General features: G+C 41.7%; 21 protein-coding genes and 1 pseudogene. 5 read left to right on the plus strand and 17 right to left on the minus strand.

What is annotated here, in order from left to right:
- Positions 1–9 precede the first annotated feature (9 nt).
- The 7 genes from AC5JL3_RS01955 to tcmP form a co-directional block, all read right to left on the minus strand.
- Entirely contained in the window at positions 10–852 is an 843-nt protein-coding gene (locus AC5JL3_RS01955) for a hypothetical protein (protein ID WP_496072884.1), read from the minus strand.
- A 100-nt stretch (positions 853–952) separates the two neighbouring features.
- Positions 953–1,528 (minus strand): hypothetical protein, encoded by a 576-nt coding sequence (locus AC5JL3_RS01960; RefSeq protein ID WP_496072885.1) that lies wholly within the window; start codon positions 1,526–1,528, stop codon positions 953–955.
- Between the two features lie 83 nt (positions 1,529–1,611).
- Positions 1,612–2,238 carry a deoxynucleoside kinase gene (locus AC5JL3_RS01965; protein ID WP_496072886.1) on the minus strand — a complete coding sequence of 209 codons (627 nt, stop codon included), beginning with the start codon at positions 2,236–2,238 and terminating at the stop codon, positions 1,612–1,614.
- 6 nt (positions 2,239–2,244) lie between these two features.
- On the minus strand, positions 2,245–4,722 hold the full coding sequence (locus AC5JL3_RS01970) for a CHAT domain-containing protein (RefSeq protein WP_496072887.1): 2,478 nt from the start codon (positions 4,720–4,722) through the stop codon (positions 2,245–2,247).
- Between the two features lie 20 nt (positions 4,723–4,742).
- Positions 4,743–5,111 carry a trypco2 family protein gene (locus AC5JL3_RS01975; protein WP_496072888.1) on the minus strand — a complete coding sequence of 123 codons (369 nt, stop codon included), beginning with the start codon at positions 5,109–5,111 and terminating at the stop codon, positions 4,743–4,745.
- Between the two features lie 34 nt (positions 5,112–5,145).
- Complete coding sequence (locus tag AC5JL3_RS01980) at positions 5,146–5,376, minus strand: N-6 DNA methylase (protein ID WP_496072889.1); 231 nt, start codon at positions 5,374–5,376, stop codon at positions 5,146–5,148.
- A 30-nt stretch (positions 5,377–5,406) separates the two neighbouring features.
- Entirely contained in the window at positions 5,407–6,687 is a 1,281-nt protein-coding gene (gene tcmP, locus AC5JL3_RS01985) for a three-Cys-motif partner protein TcmP (protein WP_496072890.1), read from the minus strand.
- A gap of 57 nt (positions 6,688–6,744) precedes the next feature.
- Between tcmP and AC5JL3_RS01990 the strand changes: the two genes are divergently transcribed.
- Together AC5JL3_RS01990 and AC5JL3_RS01995 are read left to right on the plus strand one after the other, a co-directional pair.
- Positions 6,745–7,746 carry an SPL family radical SAM protein gene (locus AC5JL3_RS01990; RefSeq protein WP_496072891.1) on the plus strand — a complete coding sequence of 334 codons (1,002 nt, stop codon included), beginning with the start codon at positions 6,745–6,747 and terminating at the stop codon, positions 7,744–7,746.
- Between the two features lie 527 nt (positions 7,747–8,273).
- On the plus strand, positions 8,274–8,747 hold the full coding sequence (locus tag AC5JL3_RS01995) for a hypothetical protein (RefSeq protein ID WP_496072892.1): 474 nt from the start codon (positions 8,274–8,276) through the stop codon (positions 8,745–8,747).
- On the opposite strand, the gene AC5JL3_RS02000 is transcribed toward AC5JL3_RS01995, so the two are convergent.
- From AC5JL3_RS02000 to AC5JL3_RS02010, 3 genes are all read right to left on the minus strand, one after another.
- The gene (locus AC5JL3_RS02000; RefSeq protein ID WP_496072893.1) at positions 8,731–9,648 is read right to left on the minus strand and encodes a DUF6731 family protein; all 918 of its coding nucleotides are present in this window, start codon (positions 9,646–9,648) and stop codon (positions 8,731–8,733) included. The two genes, AC5JL3_RS01995 and AC5JL3_RS02000, sit on opposite strands and share 17 nt — an antisense overlap.
- A 362-nt stretch (positions 9,649–10,010) precedes the next feature.
- Positions 10,011–10,184: a DnaB-like helicase C-terminal domain-containing protein gene (locus AC5JL3_RS02005; protein ID WP_496072894.1), complete on the minus strand. Its 174-nt coding sequence runs from the start codon at positions 10,182–10,184 to the stop codon at positions 10,011–10,013.
- Positions 10,185–10,591: 407 nt separating this feature from the next.
- On the minus strand, positions 10,592–10,762 hold the full coding sequence (locus tag AC5JL3_RS02010; protein ID WP_496072895.1) for a hypothetical protein: 171 nt from the start codon (positions 10,760–10,762) through the stop codon (positions 10,592–10,594).
- A 225-nt stretch (positions 10,763–10,987) separates the two neighbouring features.
- Between AC5JL3_RS02010 and AC5JL3_RS02015 the strand changes: the two are divergent.
- Positions 10,988–11,614 (plus strand): annotated as a pseudogene (locus AC5JL3_RS02015) (ATP-binding protein); the annotation flags it as partial.
- 158 nt (positions 11,615–11,772) lie between these two features.
- On the opposite strand, the gene AC5JL3_RS02020 reads toward AC5JL3_RS02015, so the two are convergent.
- Positions 11,773–12,144: a hypothetical protein gene (locus tag AC5JL3_RS02020; RefSeq protein ID WP_496072896.1), complete on the minus strand. Its 372-nt coding sequence runs from the start codon at positions 12,142–12,144 to the stop codon at positions 11,773–11,775.
- 209 nt (positions 12,145–12,353) lie between these two features.
- Here AC5JL3_RS02020 and purB point away from each other — a divergent pair, with 209 nt between their 5' ends.
- A complete protein-coding gene (gene purB / locus AC5JL3_RS02025) occupies positions 12,354–13,649 on the plus strand; it encodes an adenylosuccinate lyase (protein WP_496072942.1) in 1,296 nt (431 codons plus the stop codon).
- A 205-nt stretch (positions 13,650–13,854) separates the two neighbouring features.
- Here the strand turns inward: purB and AC5JL3_RS02030 are convergent, their stop codons facing one another.
- The 5 genes from AC5JL3_RS02030 to AC5JL3_RS02050 all read right to left on the minus strand — a co-directional run bounded on the left by AC5JL3_RS02030 (position 13,855) and on the right by AC5JL3_RS02050 (position 19,100).
- Complete coding sequence (locus tag AC5JL3_RS02030; protein WP_496072897.1) at positions 13,855–15,414, minus strand: esterase-like activity of phytase family protein; 1,560 nt, start codon at positions 15,412–15,414, stop codon at positions 13,855–13,857.
- A 391-nt stretch (positions 15,415–15,805) separates the two neighbouring features.
- Positions 15,806–16,333, minus strand: coding sequence for a hypothetical protein (locus AC5JL3_RS02035; RefSeq protein WP_496072898.1), 528 nt, complete (start codon positions 16,331–16,333; stop codon positions 15,806–15,808).
- Between the two features lie 294 nt (positions 16,334–16,627).
- Entirely contained in the window at positions 16,628–16,810 is a 183-nt protein-coding gene (locus tag AC5JL3_RS02040) for a CsbD family protein (RefSeq protein WP_496072943.1), read from the minus strand.
- Positions 16,811–17,241: 431 nt separating this feature from the next.
- A complete protein-coding gene (locus tag AC5JL3_RS02045; RefSeq protein ID WP_496072899.1) occupies positions 17,242–17,718 on the minus strand; it encodes a hypothetical protein in 477 nt (158 codons plus the stop codon).
- A 395-nt stretch (positions 17,719–18,113) separates the two neighbouring features.
- A complete protein-coding gene (locus AC5JL3_RS02050) occupies positions 18,114–19,100 on the minus strand; it encodes a DUF6263 family protein (RefSeq protein WP_496072900.1) in 987 nt (328 codons plus the stop codon).
- 707 nt (positions 19,101–19,807) lie between these two features.
- Between AC5JL3_RS02050 and AC5JL3_RS02055 the strand changes: the two genes are divergently transcribed.
- Positions 19,808–21,190, plus strand: coding sequence for a Sll1247 family protein (locus tag AC5JL3_RS02055; protein WP_496072901.1), 1,383 nt, complete (start codon positions 19,808–19,810; stop codon positions 21,188–21,190).
- Positions 21,191–21,346: 156 nt separating this feature from the next.
- On the opposite strand, the gene AC5JL3_RS02060 is transcribed toward AC5JL3_RS02055, so the two are convergent.
- The gene (locus AC5JL3_RS02060; protein WP_496072902.1) at positions 21,347–24,274 is read right to left on the minus strand and encodes an aconitate hydratase; all 2,928 of its coding nucleotides are present in this window, start codon (positions 24,272–24,274) and stop codon (positions 21,347–21,349) included.
- Positions 24,275–25,010 lie beyond the last annotated feature (736 nt).

Here is a 25,010-nt window from a genome sequence, read left to right on the forward strand (position 1 = left end):
TTATAAATTTTAGAATATGTCTCCATATATATCCTCATATGCTGCACGTTCTTTTTCCACAAGATGCCTATCAACAGGGGGTTCTTTCTCCTGAAATACATTACTATCCTCTAATCCCCAATATTTAGCTTCAATCCAACAAAGCATCCTATACTTACGTAGAGCTTGAGCTTGTGTCCCAAAGTCCCATCCAGCAGAAGACACAGGCTTTCCTTCAAACACTTTCCGCGCACGCTCTTGGTACTCTACGCTAGTAACCGTGTCAGGGTGCAAAAATGATAGATCGAATCCATTATCTGCTAATCCAAAGGCGGCTAAACCATAACCTAATGTCAAATCGATATTGTGGGATTTACAAAACTGAGCAATTACCTGCCCACCTTGCTTACTACCTACCATAGTAAAAACAAAAATTTTTTTCAGCTCATTGAATTTCAAATACTCTGAAAGAACAGCACAAATGGTTGCTCCCGATGCAATTGTGTCTCCGATAATTAAGTTTGGAACAGGTACATCAAAGTTAGATGAGTGTACTGTAATACGGGCTGAGTCACCAGAGACTTCAAGACGATTTGTAGATGAAAAATTAATCTCAAGATTGCGATTGAAAGCCATTGCATAAGCATTATGCATCCAATAGTATATACCTTTCGTCAGAATCATTAATTCAGCTATATTATTAAATATAGGACTTAGCTCTGGTTCTAAATGAAGTAAGAATGCTCTAGTTGCATTTTCACAAGCTTGAGTAAATTCGAGTCCAATAAGATTTCGATTAAAAAGTATTTTCTCAAGAGCAGCGTTTTCTATAATATACGCCTTGTCTATACCATCAATTTGAATTAGCCTCATGTAACTACCCTCCTGTTCTAGCCATGATTGGGGCATGTCATCCTCCTTTGTCCTCTTCAAGAGGCAAATTGTATCAATGTCTTAATATGTTATTTTTATTCTATTTGTTCAACTTTATTTCTTTTACTATTTCCTGCATAGGCTTATCATTAGGTAGCATTTCTACCTTATATGTTTCAATTGCATCAAAAACTACTGAAGTAGTTTTCAATGAAGTTGGTGTAGCCAAATAATTCTTTATCCAAACGCCTGCTGATTCAAAATCATCAACAACTGCATCCGCAAGACTTTTGAGATGCGGATGAATATAGTCCCTGACCTCTGAACCACGATAGCTAAGCTGATCTTTGCGATAGTTCGTATTCGGTGGCACAACAGCAATCAATGGCTTACTTAAAATTTTTGAGATAACCATCTCTGTACCTATTCCAAGACCTCTGCGTTGTCTTGCATCCACTATGACAAAGTTGGCAAACTGTATTTGATACATATCTCGCCCAAAAACAGCAGTAACGTTGCCCAGATCAGCTACTGGGTCATCAGGATTTAAAAATCTTACTTCTATAGGTAATGCCGCTCTTGCTACCATAGTTCGTTCTACATCAGTCCAACATATCTTCCCTGTATCTGCTGAACCTTTCTGAATACTACCAGAACAATAAACTGTTACTAGCATCTACTTAACCTCTCTAATCTAGGATGTACAATATCGAGATTAATACAAAAAAGCTGAAGCTAGTTCGACAATAACACTAACAATTAATCGAGTGATTTAGAAGGAAGTACACTCAATATATTGCTAATTGCTGCTTCAAGATGTTCATGATTGTTTACAAAATCTAAATTCTCAGTGTTCAAAGTTAATATTTTACAGGAAACAGCTCTTGATATCCAGTTTTCGTATAGCTCATTTAATTGAGATATATATTCAACGCTAGTAACACGATCAAAGGAAAGATCGCGTTGAGCAACGCGCTTTATCAAAGTAGATACAGACGCTCTAAGGTAAACTAATAGATCTGGGATGGGTAGCAGACTCTTGAATGTTTCATATAAAGTACAATATAAATTCCAGTCGCGACTAGTCATGTAACCTTGTCGGTAGGCATTGTATGCGAAAATTTCCGCGTGTTCATAAATACTGCGGTCTTGTACTATTGGAGTATTAGTCCTTAACGATTCAGAATGCTGACGTGCATGATGTGATAGGAAAGCTACGTTTGAATGAAAACTCCATCGAGTCATGTTTTGATAAAACTCGATTAAGTAGGGATTATGGTCTACAGGTTCAAATAGCGGTTTCCAGCCCATTCTTTGAGCTAAAAGTTTAGTCAGACTTGTCTTTCCAGCTCCCACATTTCCTGCAATACAGATAAAATGTTGCATACTCAATTAAGTTAGGAAAGGTTCTAATGTAACTATTAGCTGCTCAAGAATTTCATCAATAGCTTGTAAAGGGTCTGGGTTTAAAGGTCTGTCATCCAACCTATAATTAGATTTGATAATAACCCTTTCTAAGGGGTGATTTGGGCATAATGTATTTTCTAAAATTTGCTTTTTCAACCAGCGGAACTTGAAGTTTTCTCGTAGTTCAATTAATTCCTCCCATTCCAGAGAGTTATCAATATACTGTTGAATCCTTATCGACTTTAAGAATGAGAATAATGCACGGAGGGAGATTGTGCGAAGTTTCCCTTCAGTACTAAACTGTTGTAAGCCACAATCTAACTGTCCTAAAGGCGTATTAGTAAACATAATCGCATCAAACTCTTCTAAATAGCTTTCTAAGTAAGAGCGAGATATTAACATTCCTATTTGGGTATTCTCTGAAGCTTCAAATGTCACGGGTAGAAGCGATACAGCGTACTTATAAATAAAAGCTTTACCATCTAAACGTTCCGGAACATTGTCAATAGCCAAATCTAACTTTTGAGGGATTGAGCCATGTTTTTGTATTGTTTTATCTAAAATTTTTTTCCATATTCCTGTATCTTTATATAACTCCTTTTTCCATGCGCTACTTATGTCTTGTGCAGAAGAACGTTGGATTCTAGGAATCCATTGTGGATTTAGTTTTTTTATTCCAGCAGCAACTTTTCGATTCTGGGAATTGGAATACAGTGACAATTCATCACGATACTCTATTAGCTTGGTGTCTAGATACTCCTGCCAGCTTGAAGTGGGACTTGCAAAATGCAATATACCATCTGCTATCAGCGGTTGGAGTTTTTCAAGAAATTTATAGATGAACGGACTCTCAAAAAGATATGACGCTGGCATAATGATAATATCATCTGAAAATAAAAGAGCATACTTTGTTATTCTTAATGCTTGTTCACAAATTTTAGAGTTACTGATATTTTGAAGTACACCATAAAGTGACAAAATTTCCGGGTTGATGTACTGAATGAATATTTTCTTGAGAGCAACCTGTTTAGTTGCACCATAACTGGGTAGTGTAAATCCCTTTTCATAAGAGTAAGCAGCAGTCTTGAACGACTGTTGTACAGTGAAGTTACTGATTTGGGTCTGACTATTGTGTTGCGACAAAATACCAATAGGGAAAGGCGACCTTGAGGCGGAAAAGAGCTGTCCACCTTCATTGTCTCGCCAGCGCAAGTAGAGAACCGGACGATACCACTGATTGCCGTCTGTCCCCATCGCCTCTCGTCCCTGGTTGACAGCTATACTAAGAGAATCTTTTTGCCCCAAAGACCGATAAAATTGTTCGGCAAACGAAGTCGCTGCCTCGACACTGACCGAGTATTGCATCGCCACCACTGCCGGGACGCAGTGACCAATTAAGTTTTGCGCTGTGCCATTAAAGACTGATTCCCCATCTACTGCCATACCTGATTGACAGGCACTCAGTACCACCAAAGCCACTCCACCAGTTTGATGAGTACCGTCGCTCAAACGGATCTGGTGTAGCAGTGTTCCCAATTCTCTGGCACTGATATAATCAGCTTCACCCTCCTCATCCTCAAACACCAGATATCCTTGAGGCTCAGGCAATGGAGCAAGACAAGCTTCTTTTTTACAGCGTTCTACCTTGATTCCCTTATGCATGGCACCGCACTGCTGACAGCGCTTGCCATACAAACCATGTCCGTCAAAGTGTACAATATGGGGTGCTTCCTTGCCTCGGTTTTCGGTGAGATAAGTTCTTAGTTCATTGAAGGTGGGATATTCCAGTTCCCTCAGACAAATATGTTCGGCATCGCTTGCCTTGTCCAGTCCTTTACCAATCGCTTGTTGTTCCTGTTTCGAGAGCCGTTTGAGTCCCATTTGTGAGTCAAACGCTGCCGATGACACCAACAGCACATTGACTTGTTCAGAAGGGGATAAGGAAGGTGGTGCAGTATCGTGAGCAATGTATCGAGAAAAACCGAGCTGGTGATGTAATAAAAATCGCTGCCCATCATGCAGCAGTTCCCACGGGTAATCGGATAGGCGGGAGCGCTGCACTGCATCAGCTTCTAACTTTAACTGCACGAGCAATTGGGTGTTTTTTTCTTCGGCTTGACGCAGTGAGGAATGTAACGCTCTCTCGACCTTTGAACCGGAGGGAAACAGGGCTTGATAGAGTGCTTTACCAATCCTGGCTTGATAATCGAAATGGAAAGTTGTCCGGTCAGCCGCCAAAATCTCAGCCTTGACCATCCACTCCTTTTCTCCTTCCCCGGCGAAGCTCTCCGAACGGAAGCTGGCACTTTCGAGTGTTTTGATCAGAGTGATTCGCCAATCTTGAGAACCGTCACAGAACGGTAGCGCTGACTCCACTTCCCCCTCACCCGCTGGCGATTGAGTTATGATGACTTTGAACCGAGTAGCATCAATGGGTGAGAGATATAACTCAAATAGTTCCATGAGTTTGTTGGTTACAGCGCTCAAAACTCTTCGCTTAAGTTCTCGCTACCACCTTTAAAGATTCCTTCAATACTGGTATCCACCAGTTCGTTCAAGCGTTCCGGATGGCGTTTTTTGTACAGACCCAAAAGAGTTTCTTTGCTAACAATAGGAGAAAGCTTAACCTTCACTTTTTGTACATCATCCCGACTACCTCCCCCACCTAACTCTAGAACATAAATTTTTATTCCTCCCTTGCCTTCCTTCTTAACCGTTACTTGGAGTTCGAGTTCCACCTCATCCACACTCAACAGAGGGATGTCAGACTCACCTTCAAGGGAGGGCGCGAGTAATTCCTGCTTTACCTGCTCAATCAGTGCTGCTAGCCCTATAAGGTTCTCGTCAGACATCTAAAGCTCCTCTTAAAAATTGCTATTGATACTATTACATTGAATAGTTACAACATACACTCGAACCACGGGACACCGCCTGCGTATCTAACACAACCCCCGCCCGTCCCTGGTCATTCAGCGAAGCCAGAATATGCTGCACCCAACCCCAATCTGCCAATGACTTGGACGGAGTGCCATACTCAAAGCGCTTCCAGGGAGCTTTGTCATAGAAATCTGTATAAAAATCGGAGATTGGCAGCTCAGTGGAATACATGGAGAGCATGGCACCGTTACTACTCACACTTCTCAGTCACTATCTAATGATTGATCTGAGATCAAATAAAGTCCTCTGCCATGGCTTCCTAATTAGATATTTCGGAGCAATGTTATAACCTTTAAAATCCTTTCCGTTGGTCTTAATAACTTCAACTTCATTAAATTTTTTTAATTCATTAATCAAGAAAATTAAATGCTCAGATGTCGCCGGAGTAGCTTCAATAATTCTATCCTGAATTTCGGAAAGTGTTAAGCCATCTTCACTATTACCTATCAAAGGTAAGATTTTTTTACTCAAATCTTCAAGACATATATTGAGATTAGTCTCATCAACATCACAGAATTTTGAATTCTCTTCATAGTACTCAAGGGTTCTAAATCCTACACCATAGCAATCATAGTGATATCGGTACTCTAAATTATTATATTTCCAAGTACTATATTTCATCACTTCTATTGCTTTTGGGTCATTAGCTAAATGAACTAAATAGTATAAAACTGTATTTTTATCCTTCATTAGTGCAAAAGGGTACAAGTACTTAATTCTTCCCTGGTTTCTGATTAACTGAAGAGACTGATTTTTAAGATACTGTTGAGCAGCCGTTATATTTTTAGTGCTTTCGAGCTGCTTATAATGCTTATAGTCATAATACATTTCTGCTTCTAGAATATCTTGTATAACTCTTCTTTTTATTTCCTTATCATTTATTTTACTTTGAGGTAGCAACCTCAAAAGATGTTTAATCATATATGTCCAAAGAATTTCTGAATTACCAAGATCAATAATTTTTCTAATACTACTCATGCTTACATCATCTATGCCACATGGGTCTAATAAGAAGAAAGAATGTCCTCCTTTCGCTTGAGAAATACATTCATCAACTGCTTTTTCAAATTCTTTACATATCAATTGGCATCTATCAGAGTCTAAATAGTGACCTAGACCTGCATCTATAATTTGCTTTCTTAAGCAATCTATGTGTTCTTTCTGTTTATCTATAAAGATAAATTTAAAATGAAGGTGATAGTAAGGTTTAGATCTTTCCTCTCTAACCATTCTGTATCCTTCTTCAAGCATTCTTATCATCTTGATGGGAGAGCCTTCCCAAAAACTATTGCCATCTCTGTATAAACCACCGCCACAAAAGCCGTCTACTAAAGTTACTTTTGATTCACGCCATCTATTATTGGAGCAAAGAGTATCTATCCAGTTTCTAATATATTCAGCTAGTAGTTGATGTTTTGCTCTAGTGTGAGGTTGCAGTTCGAGTAAAAGGGTTCCATCAGCACTCCAAAGAATCTCTTCTTTCTTACCCATTGAATTTTCCTTTACCTAATAATTAGTTATAATCTTCACATTGAGTAACTTGATACAATGTCTATCATAAAAGGCACCGAAAAAATTGTTAATCCTCTTCAAGAAAGTGCGCTTAATAAAAAGGGATTATGTGATTACGTGATAAATGTTGCATCAGGGTGTTTGCATGGATGTACTTTCTGTTATGTACCTTCAACTCCCGCAATTCGGACTCGTCAAGCACAACTGAAAGAAAAAGGAGTAACTGACCCACAACTAGATTGGGGACAGTATATTTTTGTCCGTGAAGAAATACCAGCTTTACTAGAGAAAATTCTCTCACGTAAAAAATCTTGGCGTGAAACACCAGAAGGGAAAGGTGTAGTTTTACTTTGTTCTGGTACTGATCCTTACCAAAACAAGCAAACAGCAAGCGTCACTCGTGGAGCTGTTGAAGCTCTCTCACAGTCTAACAAAAGAGTTAGAATTCTCACCCGTAGTCCTTTATGGGTAAATGATATTGAGACTCTTAATCGCCCCAATGTAATAGTTGGTATGAGCCTACCGTTTTTAGACGATGAACTCTCTCGTAAGATTGAACCTTCTGCACCTCTACCTACTGAACGTTACAAAGCAATGCTTGTAGGTTACGAAGCTGGATGTCGGCTATATGTTGCAATTGCTCCCACTCCTCCCAGCATGACTTTAGATGCTTTCAGGAAGCACTTGGAGAAAATTATGTGTTTTAATCCAGAGGTGATTTTTTGGGAACCTATCAATGCTCGTGGCACTAATGGAAAAAGGATGTTAGCAGCAGGTTTAGAATTTGCTCGTTCTATTATGACTAAGAAGTCCTGGGCGGAAAACTTTATTCAGCAATGGGAATATATTGAAGCTGCTGCTAAAGAGATAGGATGCATTGAGCGGCTTCATATTTGGGTTGATTCTGAACTAAGAGGATATATTGATGAATCTAAGTTAGAACATTGGTTGTATAGACCAACAGTAGAGGAGTGGGATAAAACTAGGGTTGAAAAAGCAGAAGAGAAATATCCTCAGATTTCTGATAAAAATAAATAGATATTGTAACTACTTGCTAATGCTACATTGTTAGAGCTTCACTTTAAAAATGATTACAACCTAATTCATTATTCCTTTAACTCAATTCCGATATGAATACATTAGCTGGATACCAATTGAATTAGTTTTTTGATCTTGTAAAGAGCCAAAAATTCTACAATTTTTACAGCAATTGGTAGCAATCTAAACAACCAAGTTATGACAAGTTATGGAACTGTTCTACTGAAGGATTGAACAGCACCTTACAAAGTTTTGTAGATTCTATGTAAAGCTACTGTAAATAGAATTTGATACCAACTGTATATATAGTACAATATAGATAGCGCGTTATAGTACACATGTACTTTTTTGAGTTTACAAAAAAATTAAAGAACTTAGAGAAAATATTTTCTAGTACAGTGCGGTGGAAATAAAGCTACCATGCAAAATAGACGAAAAGCTTCCTTTTGTAAGGTTTTTGACTTTATGACTTCCGCGTAGCGGTACTAGTAGCTTTGGCTAACTGTAACTGCAAGGGTGGGTGGATTATGAGTACAGGCAGAAGAAGCTTAACAGGAAGTAGAAAAGCTTTAGCAGAAAGATGGCATCCAATAATATTCGGTTTCATAGCCGCACTTATCTACCTTCTCTTCCTGAAAAGCTATTCACTTCCTAACGCAATAAGAGACCTCTTTTCCGCAGCAATAAACATCTGCGCTATAACAGTTGGCTTTCTGGGTACTTCACAATCAATACTACTTTCAATAGGTAACAAACGAGTAATTCAGCAACTAAAATCCGGAGGTTATTACGACAAACTAATTGATTATTTTATGACTGCTATACATTGGTCTTTTACATTAGCAATCAGCAGTGCTTTTGGCTTAATCGTTAATTTCAATCAAAAAGAAGTTTGGCATCCTTGGATAATTAGCTTTTGGCTGCTTTGTCTTATAACTGCAACTTTTTCATACTACAGAGTAATTAAACTCTTTTCACTCATACTCAGAAGTTCTGACTAGGCTTTGGAGGGCAGTACATCTTGAGTAATTCATCTTGACGATGATTCCAAGCCTCGCGAATAGCTCGTTGACGAGTAGAGTACGGAATCTTACGTTGATTCTTCTGAGTACTAATATCCACAACTTCAATCATTCTATCTTTAATAAAATCAAGCAAGACCAACTCTCCATCCTCAGTAACGCCAGAGACTTTTATTTTGCTAATTTGTTTATGCCTGCTGCCCAACATACTTCTTAATGAATTTACCGTACTTTTAATAATATTGGGATCTAAGGATTTATTTTTTTTATATCCTATGGACATACTAATATCTAAAACAGGCGCACGAAACTCTTCCGAAAGCTTAACCATTTCTTCAATACTGCGATTCTGATCTTTAAAAACTTCAGCGTTTTCAAGCCCCGCTACACGAACTTCAAACCTACGAAAATATTGCATAGTATCAAGCTTTTGCATAGTATCTAATTGAATAACTGCATTGCCATAAATGAGTTCATTGAAACCTCCAATTTCTTTAAAATATCCTAATAAAAGAGAAATCGAAACTCCAGTTTGCGTAGTATGAATTAGTAAAATTCGTGTCTTTGGATGGTATAGAAACGCTGTTTGCTCACCAATTCCTTGGTCATCTGTGAGATGAATATCCTCAAGACCTCCCTTGAGATTCGCTATAACAGGAGCATCCTCCATACGTATGCGAATTATTTCTCCTTCAAAAAATTGTTCACCATTGAAATCATTACAATCTAGTGACTGTAATCTAATTGGAAAACTACGAATGATTTTAATACGAGCTTGCTCTTGTATTTGGATAGCTTTTTGCAAGAGGGCTTCAAAAGATACATTAGATGTAGTTGGTAATTCTATTTGATAAAAATCGACTTTCAGTTTTTTAGTCATCACACTCTTACAAAATAATGCAGTAGGACATCGAAGTAGGTCACCTTTCTAGGTTAGGTTGATACCTTAACCCAACACTCTCGTTTTTTCTGTTGGTCTTCGATAACGCTTAACCCAACCTACGATTCGTTGCTTGCAAAACTGACATGCTTTCATCGGAAATTTGGTACCAGATTAACTATTAAGCCTATACTTTTTCTCTTTTCGTTGACAAACCAAAGTAGAGATGGCTTTCATCCACTTCTCCTAAGTCATCCTCACCTATCAACTCTTGTGGCTCAGCTACTAATTCCTGAAGTAATTACCTAGTCAGCGCAAACTAGACAATGCTGCACCCTACAAAGCATTAAGGACTACGCCAATTAGGAATCATGAGCAATCAAGTTGCGGAACTGTCCTAGCGAAGGGTTAAACAGCACCTTACAGACCCCTGTAGGACTGTTACGGTTCTTGGCAACAGCCACCTCCATGATTTCTTTTTTGGGCGTGTCTGAGTTGTAGTACTCATCTTGGTAAAGGAGCAGACATAAATCCATATCCTGCTTGATGCACTACTGCCCTTGATATCTGTTATAGTTGGTCGCTTGTTAGTGTGACCCTCAACACTTCGATTGATTTAAGCCAGACACACAAAGGGGACATCAAACTCTTTAGCCATGTCCTTGAACGCTTTAGAGAACGAGCCAATCTACGTGCGCTCTAACCCAACGCACTGCTCAGTTCCCTAACTTCATAGATGTATCTGCCACCAACCCTAACTGACCCCGCTTAGATTGAATCCTAGGCAGCACAGAGCGCATTCTTAATGGAGTAGGAATATTCGCTTGACGCGAAGCATGGGCAGTTACATCAAGCCATCTAACCCTTGCCTCAACCATTAACTAGCTACTGGGAAAGATTGGGCGGCGACAGCGGAGGGCTTGGCGCTCCCTTTGATTAATTGTCATGGCTCACCCGAATTGCTGTAGGGAGTGCCATGACCCGCCCAATCTAGTGAAGCGGTTCCCAGTTGCGGTCGCTTAGTACGAGTTAGATAAAACTCTATCAAATGACCAAGATGTGGCTGAGGGGTTCCGTTTAGAGAAGTCTTGGCTTTGTCAGTTATTGCTAGCAACAAATCTACTTGGACTTACACCTTGGCAGAAAAGCAATTATATGGTAAATATGTAATTCGTGTTCATTGCATACTATAGCGAATTTGTAAAGTACTTAAGTATTACAAACTAGTAGGTGGAACTTGAGTACTGACAGATTCAAAAATCTTTCAGGTCTGCTATCGTTCATTTGAATGCTACGCAATTCAAGTCAAGACTACAAGGGAGTTATAAAAAAAAGCTATATAAAAATTGCCGACGAATTGACAGAGTTTAAACGTGATGTACTAGAGTTCTTGCGTCAACCTCTAGAAGATGGTCACGTCACCATTTCCCGCACCCGTCAATCGGTGCTATTTCCTGCTCAATTTACCCTAGTCGCCAGTACTAATCCTTGTCCGTGCGGCTATTTTGGCGATACGATTCAAGGCTGCACCTGTTCACCTAGGGCTAGAGAGCAATATTGGGCAAAGCTTTCAGGTCCCTTGATGGATCGGATCGATCTGCAAGTGGCGGTGAATCGCTTGAAGCCGGAGGAGATTACGCGACAACCAACGGGGGAGGAGTCGGCACCTGTGCGAGAACGAGTACAAGCTGCACGCGATCGCGCCCGAACTCGGTTCAAGAATGATTCAGTGGTTCGTTGCAATGCCCAGATGCAGAGTAATCACCTACGCCTTTGGTGCCAACTGGATGATACCTCTCGGAACTTGCTCGAAGGAGCAATTCGCAAATTGGGGCTATCTGCCAGAGCAAGCGATCGCATTCTGAAAGTAGCGCGTACCATTGCTGATTTGGCAGGAGATGATGAACTCAAAACACATCACGTTGCAGAAGCAATTCAGTACCGCACAATTGACAGAATGCAATGATGGTAACGGGTAAAAGGGTTGAGCGAGGATGCATCTCAACTCCTACGTTCTATCAAGTTTAAGGAATCCATGAGGCGTTAACCCGACCTACAGCCTTCTTTGGCATCCTCATTCGCTATATCAGGAGTATGAAGAAAAAGCAGGAAGAATTTATACTTCTACCTGTTGATAAGTGCCAAACTCAGATGTTTTTGCAACCGAAGAAGTACAGCTTTGAGTAAACTAGCCATACTTTTGGGATGTGCGATCGCCCAAACATTAAGACATACACAGGTACTTGCCAGCCAAAACAGGATGTAAGTCGGAGCCATGACTACTCCAATCATTAACCAAGTCCAGACATGCAGTACCATCACCAAAGCCGGGATACAGGCAAGTACAGCCGCTTGGCGCACCTGAGCTTGAGGGCGGTGTAGTCCTGTGAAAACTACCGTCCGTATCGTAAAGAGCAAATTGGCAGGAACCAAAAATGCACAAATGGCGATACAGTTAGCGCGTGAAAACTCAGATAATGCGTTGAAGTCGAACATTCACGAATTTGGATGAGTACTTTTGCTAGTCTATCTCTATGATAGAAGTTCACAACATGGGACTTTTATCCAATTCGGCGGAAATCACTACCCTAAGCTGCTAGTTAGCGTGGAGAGTTAAGGGCTGTTCTTCAAAAGCGATCGCTGATGTCGAACTTAGACTGACAGTGAGTTGTACAATATGACGGTTGTATTCTGCGACACAGGCAGTGATCGAGCGCTACACCCTGCCCGAAATGGGCGAATTGTGGACGGAAACCTACAAGCTCAAAACCTGGCTTCAGGTAGAAATTGCCGTTTGCGAGGCACAAGCCGAACTGGGTGAAATTCCAGAGGCGGCAGTTGAGGAAATTAAACAGAAAGCGAACTTTGACCCCAAGCGGGTGCTAGAAATTGAGGCGGAAGTCCGCCACGATATGATCGCCTTTCTTACGAATGTTAATGAGTATGTCGGCGATGCGGGTCGTTACATCCACTTGGGTTTGACAAGTTCCGATGTTTTGGATACTGCTCTTGCTCTGCAACTTGTCGCAAGTTTAGACATTATCCTGGAACGATTGGAGCAACTTAGTCAAGCGATTCGCTTCCAAGCCCAGAAGCATCGCGATACGGTGATGATTGGTCGTTCTCATGGAATTCACGCTGAACCGATAACCTTTGGTTTTAAGTTGGCAGGTTGGTTAGCAGAAGTGTGTCGGAATCGCGATCGCCTTGTGCGTCTCCAGCAACAAATTGCGGTTGGGAAAATATCGGGCGCAGTAGGAACCTACGCCAACATTGACCCGAAAATTGAAGCGATCGCTTGTCAGAAATTGGGGCTGCGACCGGATACGGCTTCAACACAGGTAATTTCACGCGATCGCCATGCTGATTATGTACAGCAGTTTGCCCTTTTAGGAGCAACAATTGAACGCTTTGCTGTTGAAATTCGCAACCTGCAAAGAACTGATGTCCTAGAGGTCGAAGAATTCTTCTCCAAAGGACAAAAAGGCTCCTCAGCAATGCCTCACAAGCGCAACCCGATTCGTTCAGAACGACTCACCGGGATGGCGCGAATCCTACGGGGACACGCTGTTGCTGCGTTAGAAAATGTTGCTCTTTGGCACGAGCGAGATATTTCTCACAGTTCTGTTGAACGAGTCATCTTACCAGATGTTTGCATCTTGACTCACTTCATGTTGGTAGAAATCACCGATTTGGTGAAAAACCTGTTGGTTTATCCAGAAAACATGAAGCGGAATATGAATCTCTATGGTGGCGTTGTCTTCAGCCAACGGGTGCTACTCACTCTGGTGGGAAAGGGAATGAACCGCGAAGAAGCGTACAGCATCGTGCAATCTTGCGCCCATGAAGCTTGGAATAAACCAGAAGGTGATTTTCACGCTCTCATTGCCAAAGATGCTCGTGTGACTAGTCAGTTAACGCCAGAAGAAATTGAGGCGTGTTTTGACCCGCAACACCACTTGAAGCACTTAGATGAGATTTATCAACGCTTAGGCATTTAGCAAACGAAGGCTTACTCACTTTGAAACTAAGGTGAGTAAGTCCTAAGTTAGGATTGCTAATTTAGCTGTAGCAGAAAGCGGTCAGCTATCAGCTTTTTTGTTTTCCTTGCTCTCTCTAGTTTTCACACACCTCCCGTCGTACCTCATCCAAGTGAAAACCGCTCTATAAATCCCAACTCACTAACAACCAACAACTATTAGTGTTCTAGGCAAAAATGAAGATGTTAGTGTAGCCCATGTCAAGTCCCGCAGATAAGGTTGCTACCTGTACTTGTTCAATTGCGCCTGTACCATCTACATCAAAGAAGAGGGCACCACTGTTGCTGTCATAAATAAAGCGAGTGCTTGCATCCCCAGCAGCTGAACCAAAGGTAAATTGCTCAGAACCTAGCACCGCACCAGCAGTGAGTTCACCCCCAAAACCACTAGCAGAGAAACAGAGTTTATCCTCAGTCACTTGGAAATCAGTGATGGTGTCTACTCCGGTTGTGCTGTACCAACGGAAGAAACGATCCGCCCCATCGCCGCCAGTTAGGAGATCGTTATCTAAACCACCAACTATGCGATCGCTACCTTCATTCCCTAAGAGCGTATCACTTCCAGACTTACCTATTAGTGTATTGTTGGCATCATTCCCGGCGATAATGTTGTCGAGTTCATTGCCTATGCCATTGATATTATCGGTTCCCGTTAAAGTTAGATTTGCTTCACCTGCTGGCAGAGTGGTGCTAACAGAAGACAGCAAGGGATTAGTATCCCATTCAAAAGCGGCAAACCGGGTGAGGCTACCAAACGCTTCAAACTGACCGAAACTATTGTCGCTCATTAAAATAAGCGATCGCGTTCCATCAGGCAACGTTGGGCCAAAGGTCATCCCTTCAAAATTGTCAGGGGTAAAACCTAAAGACGAGAATTCTGGAGAAAGTAAATTAGCAACTAAGGTTTTCTCTACAGGTATAATGCCAGGTGCATTACCAATATCGTCAAAAGCACTAATATCTGTTGCACCCTCTAAAGACACCTGATACAGCTTTAAGCTAGGTAAAACGTTGACGACAGAGCGCTCCATCACGAGCAGTGTGTTTTCATCTATCGCTAGGATTTCAGAAATGCCAGTAGCGTTGTCAGTGTTGTAAAGATATTCGGCTCCTGCTGAATTTGTCGTCAGGTCGTAGCTCAAGATGCGGCAAGCACTACCAGCATTGAATGTTGAAGCCGTACCATCCTGTTCGAGAGCATTTTCTGTTGCTGCAAAGAGAAATTGTTGGTCAGGGGTAATCGTTAGACCTTCAAACCCTCGATTATCCCGAATCCCAAATGTTGTGTCGGCTGAGGCGGTAAACTTCTCAGGAAGAGCCAGTGTCTGATTTTGTAGTCCTGTGTCTACGTTAAATTGATTCACAAATGGCTGAGCGATTGGCGAACCAAAAACACCTTCTGACGAGATGAAAACATTGCCGCCATTGGTGACGGCGATGCCCTCTGTATCAGAAACATTGGCAGCAAAGGGAGTACCGTTTGGGTTGGCTAGGAATGTTACATCTGTGAAATTAACCGCTTGTGGAGTACCTGCACTTAAAGTACTTAGGTCAACTGTGAGGGAGTAGAAGCGGACGGGACCATTACCATTGTTGCGGCTATCGGAGATGGCGTAGTAAACGTTATTTGCTGCATCGTAGGTAATCCCGGATAACCCACCGACTGTGGTTCCGTCAAACGTTGTTGTTGAGTCAAAACTTGACTGACCGATAAATGTAAGTGCCATTCCTAACGTCCCTTATTAATATTGAAATTAGCTAATCTAAGTTATCTTGGTGCAATCTCCTAATAAATTCTAGTTTTTTCCTCTTTTCGGAGAACGGCAAGAATTTCTGTAAAAATTCACACAAAATTGTCCTGAACTTCACAATTGCTTTAAGGGCATCAGTCACGAAAAATAGGGGCACTGTAGAGTGTGTCCCTAGATGTGTCTTGCATTACCACGCAAGCTGTAAGTTTGAGGGGCTTGCTTAAGCGGTCACGCATTTAATTTGTATTATGCAGTCTGGGCAAAGGGTTAAAGGGCAAGGGAAAAACCTTTTCCCCTTTAACCTTTCACCCTTCAGCTTTTCCCTAACACCGATTAGTTAAATAGGTGATGCGAGATGCACAAGAGCTTAGTATCTACGGTTTCCCAACCACTTGGCAGCAATTGCACCTAAAATCGCTCCCACGAGAGAATTACTGAGAAATTTGACAATTACAGGTTTTTCAGATACCACGTTCTGAAAAATTTCCGGATGATTGTCATAGGTGAACACTGCAAGTTGGCTAACGTCATTCCCATTCATGTGATTGGCATGGCTGCTAGATAATTTCAGTTGCTCTTCTAAATCGCGATCGCTTATCCCTATTCCTTTTAGTTGCTTGAGAAATTCACGGGCAACATCATGGCGTTCGTCCGACTTAATTTGTGCGATCGCCTTTTTAAGTTCTGGCTCCATCTCACGGGAAGGAATATGATTTGGGTGTAGAGAATCTCCAGACGCTTGCTGTTGTTCATTTGCTGAAGAACACTGAGTAAAATCATCAAGATTTTGATAATCCTGTTCTGGAACTGCTGAAACCAGTTCCTCCAAAGGGTCTATATCGCCACCCGCCAAATCTTGAGTGATTTGGCGGTTATAGGGTTCGTCCTTCGTCATGATTTTTATCTCTGTGTACATTTTAATTTTTTTGAAAAAAGTGTGATTAAAAGCGAACTATTTAACTAAAGCTGGTTGAAAGCTTTTCTTCTTTTATCCCACGCTTACTGAATACTTTAGTATTGGCAAGCACTAAAAAAGAGGCAAAGCTGTAAAGAATTGACAAGCTTTTGGAGTGAAATTTACAGCAGCCTCCTGAAACTTCAGTATTTTCCTATTACCCAAGCCAAAGAAGAAGAGGGTCTAGATAATTGAAAAACTATCTAGACCCTCCGACATTAGCTAGTAATACAACTATTCAAGTGCTTCTTTGGCTTTGTCTTTTAAGTCTTCAGCGGCATGACGGGCTTGGCTTTCAGCCTGCTTAGCTTTACCTTCTGCCTTATCTTCAGGGTCACCAGTAATATTACCTAAAGCTTCTTGAGCCTTGCCTTCAAGGTTTTTACCTGTAGCTTTTGCTCTATCTTCAGTACTCATGTTTTTCTCCCTATTCTTTAAATTTGATACATTTTGAAAAATGCGGGCAAAAAGTTTTGCAACTTTGTTTACCTTATGTATCGAATTTATCTGAAATTCTTTACCTCTTCGTCCATCCATAGAAGTATTAGTCAGCAGCCTCTCTTCTTCCTAAAAGCGCAGATTTGCCAAGCAACAATTAGCTTTCCGTGATGAAGCGTAACATTAACAAGTCTGTGACAGTTGCCTCTTCAAGCTTTACAAAACTTATAAATTCTACTTACAGATCGAGAGGGAGATAAGCTTACAATGACTTAAAATTACACAAACAATTAAGCGTGCCTGTAACTCTACTTGGGTGCTATCTTGCTTATCTCCAAAGAGAAAAAGTTTTGACAACAAAGCAAGATGCTAGTGGAACAAGCACGCTGATTAATTTAAGTTAGTTGAATTTAATCTAAATAACCCATGATATCTTCAGCACCATCAAGGTAATTTGAAGCGATTGGACGGTTTCCGATGATCATTGCTGTCTCGGAAAGTTGAAGACTACTGGTAGCGATTGGACGCTCTCCGGAGAGGGTAATTGTATCCCATACCTTAATATTGCTAGCAACGATTGGGCGCTCTCCCATCGCTGAAATTGTTCCAAGAACCTGAATATTACTAGAATCAATGGGGCGGTTGCCCGGTAGAGGAGTTGTTAAAGCAGGCTGAGAGGATGTCTGTATAGCAGCTTCTTGTAAATTTGCTGGGACTGGCATGGCAATAACTTGTGCTCCGTTACTCGCGTTTACACTTGGCTTTTGTGAAGTTTCTACACTATCTACAGCTACTGGGCTTTTAAGGTTTACTTCCTGACTCTTTTTACTCCTACGACTACTCGTACTACTGGAGTTGTTGGCTTTGGCAGTAGCGCTATTGCTCATAATCGATACCTGTAATCTCTAACAGACTTTCTTCAGGAGCGGGAGCATCACGAGTTTTGACTCTCGATTATTTTTTCCGCTCCAAATTGTTAGAAATATTATAAAGGTAAAGCTATCTTAAGTAAAATATACACAATTCTATAAGTCTATGAATATTTGTAAATATAGACTTAACTCTACTATCTCTATCGACAAATTTCCCACCCACTTAGATGCCACTTCGCTTAGCTACTGTGGCAAGGTCAAATCAAGACGCAAGAAGCTTACGCCCAAGTTTATAGTTGGTGCAGCAGCCTCGTGCCGTTCTCAAACGTAAACTGGCTATCTGAATCCTCTTATCTGAGCGTCATTTTTCTTAAGTTGGTGCCATTCAAGGTAAATGAGAGAGCAGCTAGTTACTCTTGGAACTGAGATTCCAGAGCCATCTGCATCGATAATTGTGTTGTTAATGTCGTTTCTGTCTTGCTATTTGGATCTTTAATGCTCATCTCATTATTGGAACTAATCGACACATTAGAGCGAGTCGGCATAGCTGCATTCAATGGCATGATCATCTGTCCTTGACCTTGAGAGGTAAGGGATTTTAAGGTAAAGTCTGCACCGGCGGGTGTCCCTGGTAGAGTCAGGTTTTGAGTATTGGCGTTCTGTTCTAGGGTGACGTTAATCGTCGCGACATTATCTTGTAGATCCACCAACTCATAAATCGTACTCTGGGATAGGTTAATTCCTGATAAGTTAAGTGATGAGGTAACCCGCCATTTTGCCCCTTTCCCGATCGCTTCAGCGGGAACTGGCGAAGAAAATTGATCGAGGGAATTTGATAATTGCTCAAATAATTGTTCGGTGATTGGGTCACTTCCCTCTGGGAGATCAAAGTTGCCTGATTTGACTTGTCCTCGATTATCAGTAATGTAAGTGCCATTAAGACCGACTAGCTGCTGGATTGTCGATCGCATACTCTCAAGTAGTTCTGGTGGGACAGCGCTATCAGCGACAACATCAGCGTCGGTGTAGGCGAACTGTAAGTGAATATCCCCATTCGGATCGACCTGAGTGACTGTAACATCCATCTTCATCACACTTGTCGGAATTTTGAACTTGGGTACAGCTTGACCCCCTACCGAGCTTGCTGCGTCCATTGTTGTAGTGATGTTAACCGTTTGCTTGGTGTTAGCGGGTGGTGTAAAACGCAGTTCCTGTCTGGGTTCTGCCCCTGTGCTAAGAATTTCTATTTGTTGAGTTGGCGTAGCAGGGCTAGTTTTGGAATTGTTAGTTTGTGCCATTACAAACGGCGTTTGGGCGCTGACAGGTGCAGCGGCAGGCTTAAGTGTGCCTCCGGTAAGGAAAAGACAAACAGAGGTTGCGAATAATATCTTTTTCATGAGTTTAGTTTGTGGAGAAAGCTCATTTATCAAGTGTTAGCGCTCACATTCTAGCTTTTGTACCTTTGGAAGTTGGCATAGGCAATCTTTGGGGATACGGGTGCGATCGCGTTAGCGCAACGTTCTTTTAACTGCTGATAGCTGACCGCTAACTACTACATTGCAGAATGCTTGAGCAATAAAGTGCGATTACAGCAGTGATAAGAGTCACAGGGTTATGTTGAGAATTTTAAAACTCTAAGCGTTAGTGACAGGATATGATATTCTTGCATTATTTGTTGCTCACAAACCTTCAAAGCCTGGATGAGCAGTGGTTCCCTGACTGAACCTTTTCTTTTGCTAAAGAAATATTACTAATATTTACGATTGAAGATTGAAAGAATACCAGCGATAGAAGTTCTACACTCTGACGCGCCTGATAGTAATGGTGAAATTTTTTGAGTTGCTAATTCCTTAGTTGACTTATTTTTGCTGTATTGCTAAGGATTAATGTTACTAATAGTACACTCCTTTAGCCAGAGGAGATGTAGTAGAAATCCAAGTAATTTAGTTGAATGTGGAAGTTTTTGAGTAAATTTCTTGGTTCCTTATTTATTATTGGTAGATGTTTTAGGTGGAGATATGAAGCTCGACTTCTATAGATTCTCCTTTGCTGAGGCAGGGGAATGAATTGTTGATATTACTTTTACGGAAAATAGTATAAGGTAATGCGAACTCAAAATTCTAACCACCAAACAAATAGTAATCAGATAAAGGCTTTTTATACTCAAAAGCTAGAGACGCTTAGGGAAGATTCTCAATCTAATTCTAGCAAACAAGAAAGGTTTCCTCTAGGAACTCAAGAAACTATATGTAATTTTTTCTTGTCCCAGGTCAGAAAAAAATCACCAGATTGGCTTTTGCAGCATTTTGATAACTTATTTATTTCACAAGTTGAAAAAGTTCCAGTAGACATTCATCATGCGTTGTATGCAATTATTAGCTTAAATCAAAGAGATATCTTTAATAGTACAATAATTCGATCATGTTATATTTTAATCAACAACTGGAGTGCTGCTAGACATTATCAACAAATACAGCAACTCATTCAACTTTTTGCACAATTACCAGAAGTACCCAAAAATCAAGCCTTATCTCCAACTCGGCAACGTCTAAGACGCTGGTTAAAGGATTTCTTTCACAGCAAGGATTATCAAGAACTCAATCTATTTGTTTCCAAGTACACTAGTCGAGAAAAATCTCGTTGGAGTAACCGTTATGCTTCTTATCTCCTAACTGCTCAGTATCAAGATACTAACAAGCCAATAGAACAACGAGAAGCTGCCAAACTAGTAGCGCATCAGTTAAAGGAGCAGTTCAAGCTTGACTTAGCGATGTACACCGCTTATACACCCCAGGTAGCCGCGTCTATTAAACGATACCAAAACCCAACGGTTTTAGGTGCAGATGTTCTGCGTTTAATGCAGACTATTCTAACTAAGCGAGGAATGTTTAGTTACATCAATTTTGCAAATATTTTTAGAAAACAAGTTGTGGGGATTAGGTATAAAAACTTAAAAGAAAGCTTTCTTAAATATTTAGTATTTTCTCTGAAAAAATGTGAATTAGTGGAATTAGTGGAAATCTATATTTCAGAACATTTAGATTCGCTTTATCAAAGGCATGAAAACCAAGGATGGGACTCTTATTTGCTTCTAAGGACTTGCAATCGAACCATTGAACTCTTGACAACTCAAACCAAGGGAAAACCTTCTAAAATATTTAGTTTATTAGTAATTCAAGGTAAATCTTTAACCTTGTCTATTCTTCTTCTTAAAATAATTTTAGTTAGTAAGAACAGCTATATTCATTTAGAATCTTGCATTGGTTATTTGATTCAATATTATGAGGATGAATCAGAATCAGAATGTCAGTGGTTAATTAGCTTCCTAGAAGTCTTAAAAATTACTTTGACTGTTTATGCTGAGAATATTCGCTACAACTTGGTAAGCGTTGAAACTGAGCGACATAAGGAGGAGGTAGGTGAGGCAGGTGATGATATTCGTTCTTATAGGGTTTTTTCTCAGGTAAAGCCAGAACCGAAACAATAGGGAGGTAGGGAAGTAGGAAGGGGAGAATTCCAATTGTACAAATACATTTTCTTGTGGGACAAGCCGGAAAGCCTGTCAAAGCTAAAGGGTGGGCATCCTGCCCGCCCCACAACAAATTATCTCTGCAAAAATGAGATGCATCCAAGTGAATGCATGTTATTCCACCAACTGTCTTAGTACATACGGTAGGATACCTCCATGACAGTAGTAATCGACCTCGATCGCAGTATCGAGCCTTAGAAGCACTGGCACCTCTTTCTTCTCTCCTAACGGGTACTCGATCAAGAGGGAGAGAGTCTGGCGGGGAGCAATGCTGCTTTCCAAACCCTTGAGGGTAAATAGCTCCTCCCCGGTTAGCCCCAAACTAGCGGCGTTCGTTCCCTCCAAGAACTGGCAGGGCAAGACTCCCATGCCTATCAGGTTGCTCCGGTGAATTCGCTCAAAGCTTTGGGCAATAACTGCTTTAACTCCCAGGAGACTCGTTCCCTTCGCTGCCCAATCCCTGGAACTGCCAGTGCCGTACTCTTGTCCCGCAATGACTACAAGGGGAGTATTAGAGGTTTGATACTGCATTGAAGCTTCATAAATCCCCATCCTCTCACCGCTAGGATGATGGACAGTTACGCCTCCTTCAGTTCCGGGAACCATTAAATTTTTGATTCGCACATTCGCAAAGGTGCCACGAACCATCACATCATGATTGCCACGACGAGAACCATAACTGTTGAAATCTTCGACAGCTACTCCATGCTCCTTGAGATAGGTTCCTGCTGAAGAACTCGGTTTAATTGCACCTGCGGGACTGATGTGATCGGTGGTAACTGAATCTCCAAATATCGCAAGAGGTCGGGCGTTGATAATGTCAGCTACCTTCTCAGGTGACATACTGAACCCTTCAAAGTATGGAGGCTCTTGGATGTAGGTGGAGGTGGTGTCCCATTCGTACACTTCGCCGCCAATGGAACGAATTTCATCCCAAAGCTGATTCTTGTGTTCAACACCCTTGTAGAGGCTTTGATAAGTATCGGGGTCTAACGCTGATGCGGTATGTTCGCCGATTTCCTCTAAAGTCGGCCATATTTCCTTCAAATAAACGTCCTTCCCCTCCTTATCTTTTCCCAGAGGTTCGTTTAGCAAATCGACTAGCATACTTCCCGCGATCGCATAAGCGACCACAAGCGGAGGACTCATCAGGAAGTTGGCTTTGATATTCTGATGTATCCGGGCTTCAAAGTTACGATTGCCTGAAAGTACACTCGCTGCAACGATATCCTTCTGCTGGAGAAGTGCCTCGATCGCAGGCTCAATTGGGCCAGAATTTCCAATGCAGGTCGTGCAACCGTAGCCCACCAAATTAAAGCCTAATTCATTAAGATAAGGCTGCAATCCCGTTTTTTCCAAGTAATCGGTCACCACACGCGAACCCGGTGCCAGCGAGGTTTTCACCTTAGGATTCACGCTCAGTCCCCGTTCTACCGCCTTCTTTGCGACCAGACCTGCCGCAAGCATTACACTGGGATTGGAGGTATTGGTACATGAAGTAATCGCCGCAATCAGTACATCTCCATGAGCGATTTCAAGCTCAGTTGTTGGAAACTCCTCCCGAATTGCCTGCTCCTGCTCGTCTGGCAGCACCTCCTCGATCCGATCTGGAGTCGGACGATTGGTCATCATCTCGATCTCGGTGATGGTGCTTGTGTCTTTCGTACTTTGGTTTCCAGCACCCATCGGTACTGTCTCAGGTGCCTGTTCGCCTCCACCCTGATGCGATCGCTCTATATCAATATCTTGGGTGTTGCTAAACTTTACGCCGATCTCGGAAGCGGGTTTACTATACCCTGTCGCTGTCTGGGATTGCAGCGTCTCCAGGAAACCTGGTTTTACATTTTCCAGAGCAATTCTATCCTGAGGACGTTTTGGGCCAGCGATCGAAGGAGTCACTTCAGCCAGATCGATTTCCACTACCGTACTGTACTGGCATTCACCCTCTTGAGGAATCCCAAACATTTTTTGAGCGGTGTAGTAGTTTCGTAACGCATCTACCTTGGCTTGGCTGCGTCCGGTTGCTGCCAGATAGTCACAGGTTTTTTCGTCAATCGGGAAGAAGCCAATTGTCGCGCCATACTCAGGAGACATATTGCCAATTGTTGCGCGATCGGTCACGGATAAGGAAGACGCTCCCTCACCATGAAACTCTACAAATTTCCCGACTACTTTCGTCTTGCGAAGCAGTTCAGTAATATGAAGTACGAGGTCAGTGGCTGTGACTCCCTCCCGAAGCTTACCCTTCATGCAAACGCCTACTACGTCAGGAGTAAGGATGTAAACTGGCTGTCCCAACATGGCGGCTTCTGCTTCAATCCCCCCAACTCCCCAACCGACTACACCCAGTCCATTAATCATCGTTGTATGAGAATCTGTCCCGACAATGGTGTCAGGGTAGTAGACTCCCTCCTTCTCCAGCACTCCTTGAGCAAGGTATTCAAGATTTACCTGATGACAGATTCCAATTCCCGGTGGTATGACATTGAAGCTCTTGAAGGACTGCTGGCACCACTTAAGGAACTCGTAGCGAGAGATATTCCGCTTGAATTCCATCTCCAAATTAAGGTTAAATGCATCAGCTAGACCTGCAAAATCGACCTGTACTGAGTGGTCGATCACAAGGTCTACAGGCACAAGCGGTTCAATGATTTCGGCAGGTTGCCCCATTCGGGCTACAGCCGATCGCATCGCTGCCAGATCGACTCCGAGAGGGACTCCGGTAAAGTCTTGGAGCAACACCCTAGCAACGATAAACGGAATCTCAGCTGTGCGATCGGCATTCGGCTGCCAGGAGGCTAAGGTCGTAATGTCTGACTCTTGGATTTTCTTTCCGTCGCAATTCCTCATCAGCGACTCAAGAATAATCCTCAGACAGACAGGAAGTCGGGAGATTTCTCCGATTCCTGCCTCTTCAAGCTGAGGGAGTGAGTAGAAACGACCCTCTTTAGAGGAGGAAACGGGAAAGGTTTGAAGAAATTCAGTGCGATCAAATCCCATAGATGGAATCACAACTGGGCTTTTATTAGATGTCATGCTCATCGGTAGTCACGCGCTCTGGTAAATGTTGGATATCAAAGAATAAAGACTGAGCGTACTGTGTCAGTAGTCGCCATGTTATGAGCCTCCTATCGAGAGAACTTAATAAAAAAAGTTCACAGAAAGCAGACAAGAACTGGAAACAAAAAACACTTACCTGTCCAGTTTACTTGTTAGTGAAAACTTAGCTTGATTACAACTATTTTGTGTCTATCAACAGATAGTTTATCTTACTAAATCTCTGTACCTTTCGGCAGATACCTCTGACGTTTTCATTATCCCTACGGGTCGGGAAGATTCTCTTGTGACGCTTTGCTGGTCTACTTCAGAGTCTCTTAGCCTGTGCCTGTTGATTAGCATAATCCACAAGCACTCTGGTTAGATGGCAGCCCCATTAATCAGGGAATATTAACAATCTAATTGATATTCCTATTATGTACTTTGGGTACTTCATCAGCATCCAGGCAATCAGTGATGCCAATAATGTCTAGGTTTATGTATGTAAGGCATAGAGAAAGACATTTGTGGTTCAATACATCTTCTATCTTTCGAGATAAATTTCTCAGATTTTGTGCTATTTATAAGCGCGATCAAGAATTGAAAACGTTATCAAATATACGGATAGGCTTATCCAAACTTTGATACAGATTAGTAGTAAATTCATAGCTTTAACTACAGAGTTAAACCCTTTGGGAGCATGTCAGTTTTGCAAACAATCTCCTGCCCTCACCTCCCAGCC

The sequence above is a fragment of the Symplocastrum torsivum genome (assembly GCF_059505465.1).

Bases quoted from the DNA above. Each gene is read 5' to 3' on its own strand.
- AC5JL3_RS01955 (WP_496072884.1), bottom strand. From the start codon at position 852: ATGAGGCTAATTCAAATTGATGGTATAGACAAGGCGTATATTATAGAA.
- AC5JL3_RS01960 (WP_496072885.1), bottom strand. From the start codon at position 1,528: ATGCTAGTAACAGTTTATTGTTCTGGTAGTATTCAGAAAGGTTCAGCA.
- AC5JL3_RS01965 (WP_496072886.1), bottom strand. From the start codon at position 2,238: ATGCAACATTTTATCTGTATTGCAGGAAATGTGGGAGCTGGAAAGACA.
- AC5JL3_RS01970 (WP_496072887.1), bottom strand. From the start codon at position 4,722: ATGGAACTATTTGAGTTATATCTCTCACCCATTGATGCTACTCGGTTC.
- AC5JL3_RS01975 (WP_496072888.1), bottom strand. From the start codon at position 5,111: ATGTCTGACGAGAACCTTATAGGGCTAGCAGCACTGATTGAGCAGGTA.
- AC5JL3_RS01980 (WP_496072889.1), bottom strand. From the start codon at position 5,376: ATGCTCTCCATGTATTCCACTGAGCTGCCAATCTCCGATTTTTATACA.
- tcmP (WP_496072890.1), bottom strand. From the start codon at position 6,687: ATGGGTAAGAAAGAAGAGATTCTTTGGAGTGCTGATGGAACCCTTTTA.
- AC5JL3_RS01990 (WP_496072891.1), top strand. From the start codon at position 6,745: ATGTCTATCATAAAAGGCACCGAAAAAATTGTTAATCCTCTTCAAGAA.
- AC5JL3_RS01995 (WP_496072892.1), top strand. From the start codon at position 8,274: ATGAGTACAGGCAGAAGAAGCTTAACAGGAAGTAGAAAAGCTTTAGCA.
- AC5JL3_RS02000 (WP_496072893.1), bottom strand. From the start codon at position 9,648: ATGACTAAAAAACTGAAAGTCGATTTTTATCAAATAGAATTACCAACT.
- AC5JL3_RS02005 (WP_496072894.1), bottom strand. From the start codon at position 10,184: ATGGATTTATGTCTGCTCCTTTACCAAGATGAGTACTACAACTCAGAC.
- AC5JL3_RS02020 (WP_496072896.1), bottom strand. From the start codon at position 12,144: ATGTTCGACTTCAACGCATTATCTGAGTTTTCACGCGCTAACTGTATC.
- AC5JL3_RS02030 (WP_496072897.1), bottom strand. From the start codon at position 15,414: ATGGCACTTACATTTATCGGTCAGTCAAGTTTTGACTCAACAACAACG.
- AC5JL3_RS02035 (WP_496072898.1), bottom strand. From the start codon at position 16,333: ATGACGAAGGACGAACCCTATAACCGCCAAATCACTCAAGATTTGGCG.
- AC5JL3_RS02040 (WP_496072943.1), bottom strand. From the start codon at position 16,810: ATGAGTACTGAAGATAGAGCAAAAGCTACAGGTAAAAACCTTGAAGGC.
- AC5JL3_RS02045 (WP_496072899.1), bottom strand. From the start codon at position 17,718: ATGAGCAATAGCGCTACTGCCAAAGCCAACAACTCCAGTAGTACGAGT.
- AC5JL3_RS02050 (WP_496072900.1), bottom strand. From the start codon at position 19,100: ATGAAAAAGATATTATTCGCAACCTCTGTTTGTCTTTTCCTTACCGGA.
- AC5JL3_RS02055 (WP_496072901.1), top strand. From the start codon at position 19,808: ATGCGAACTCAAAATTCTAACCACCAAACAAATAGTAATCAGATAAAG.
- AC5JL3_RS02060 (WP_496072902.1), bottom strand. From the start codon at position 24,274: ATGAGCATGACATCTAATAAAAGCCCAGTTGTGATTCCATCTATGGGA.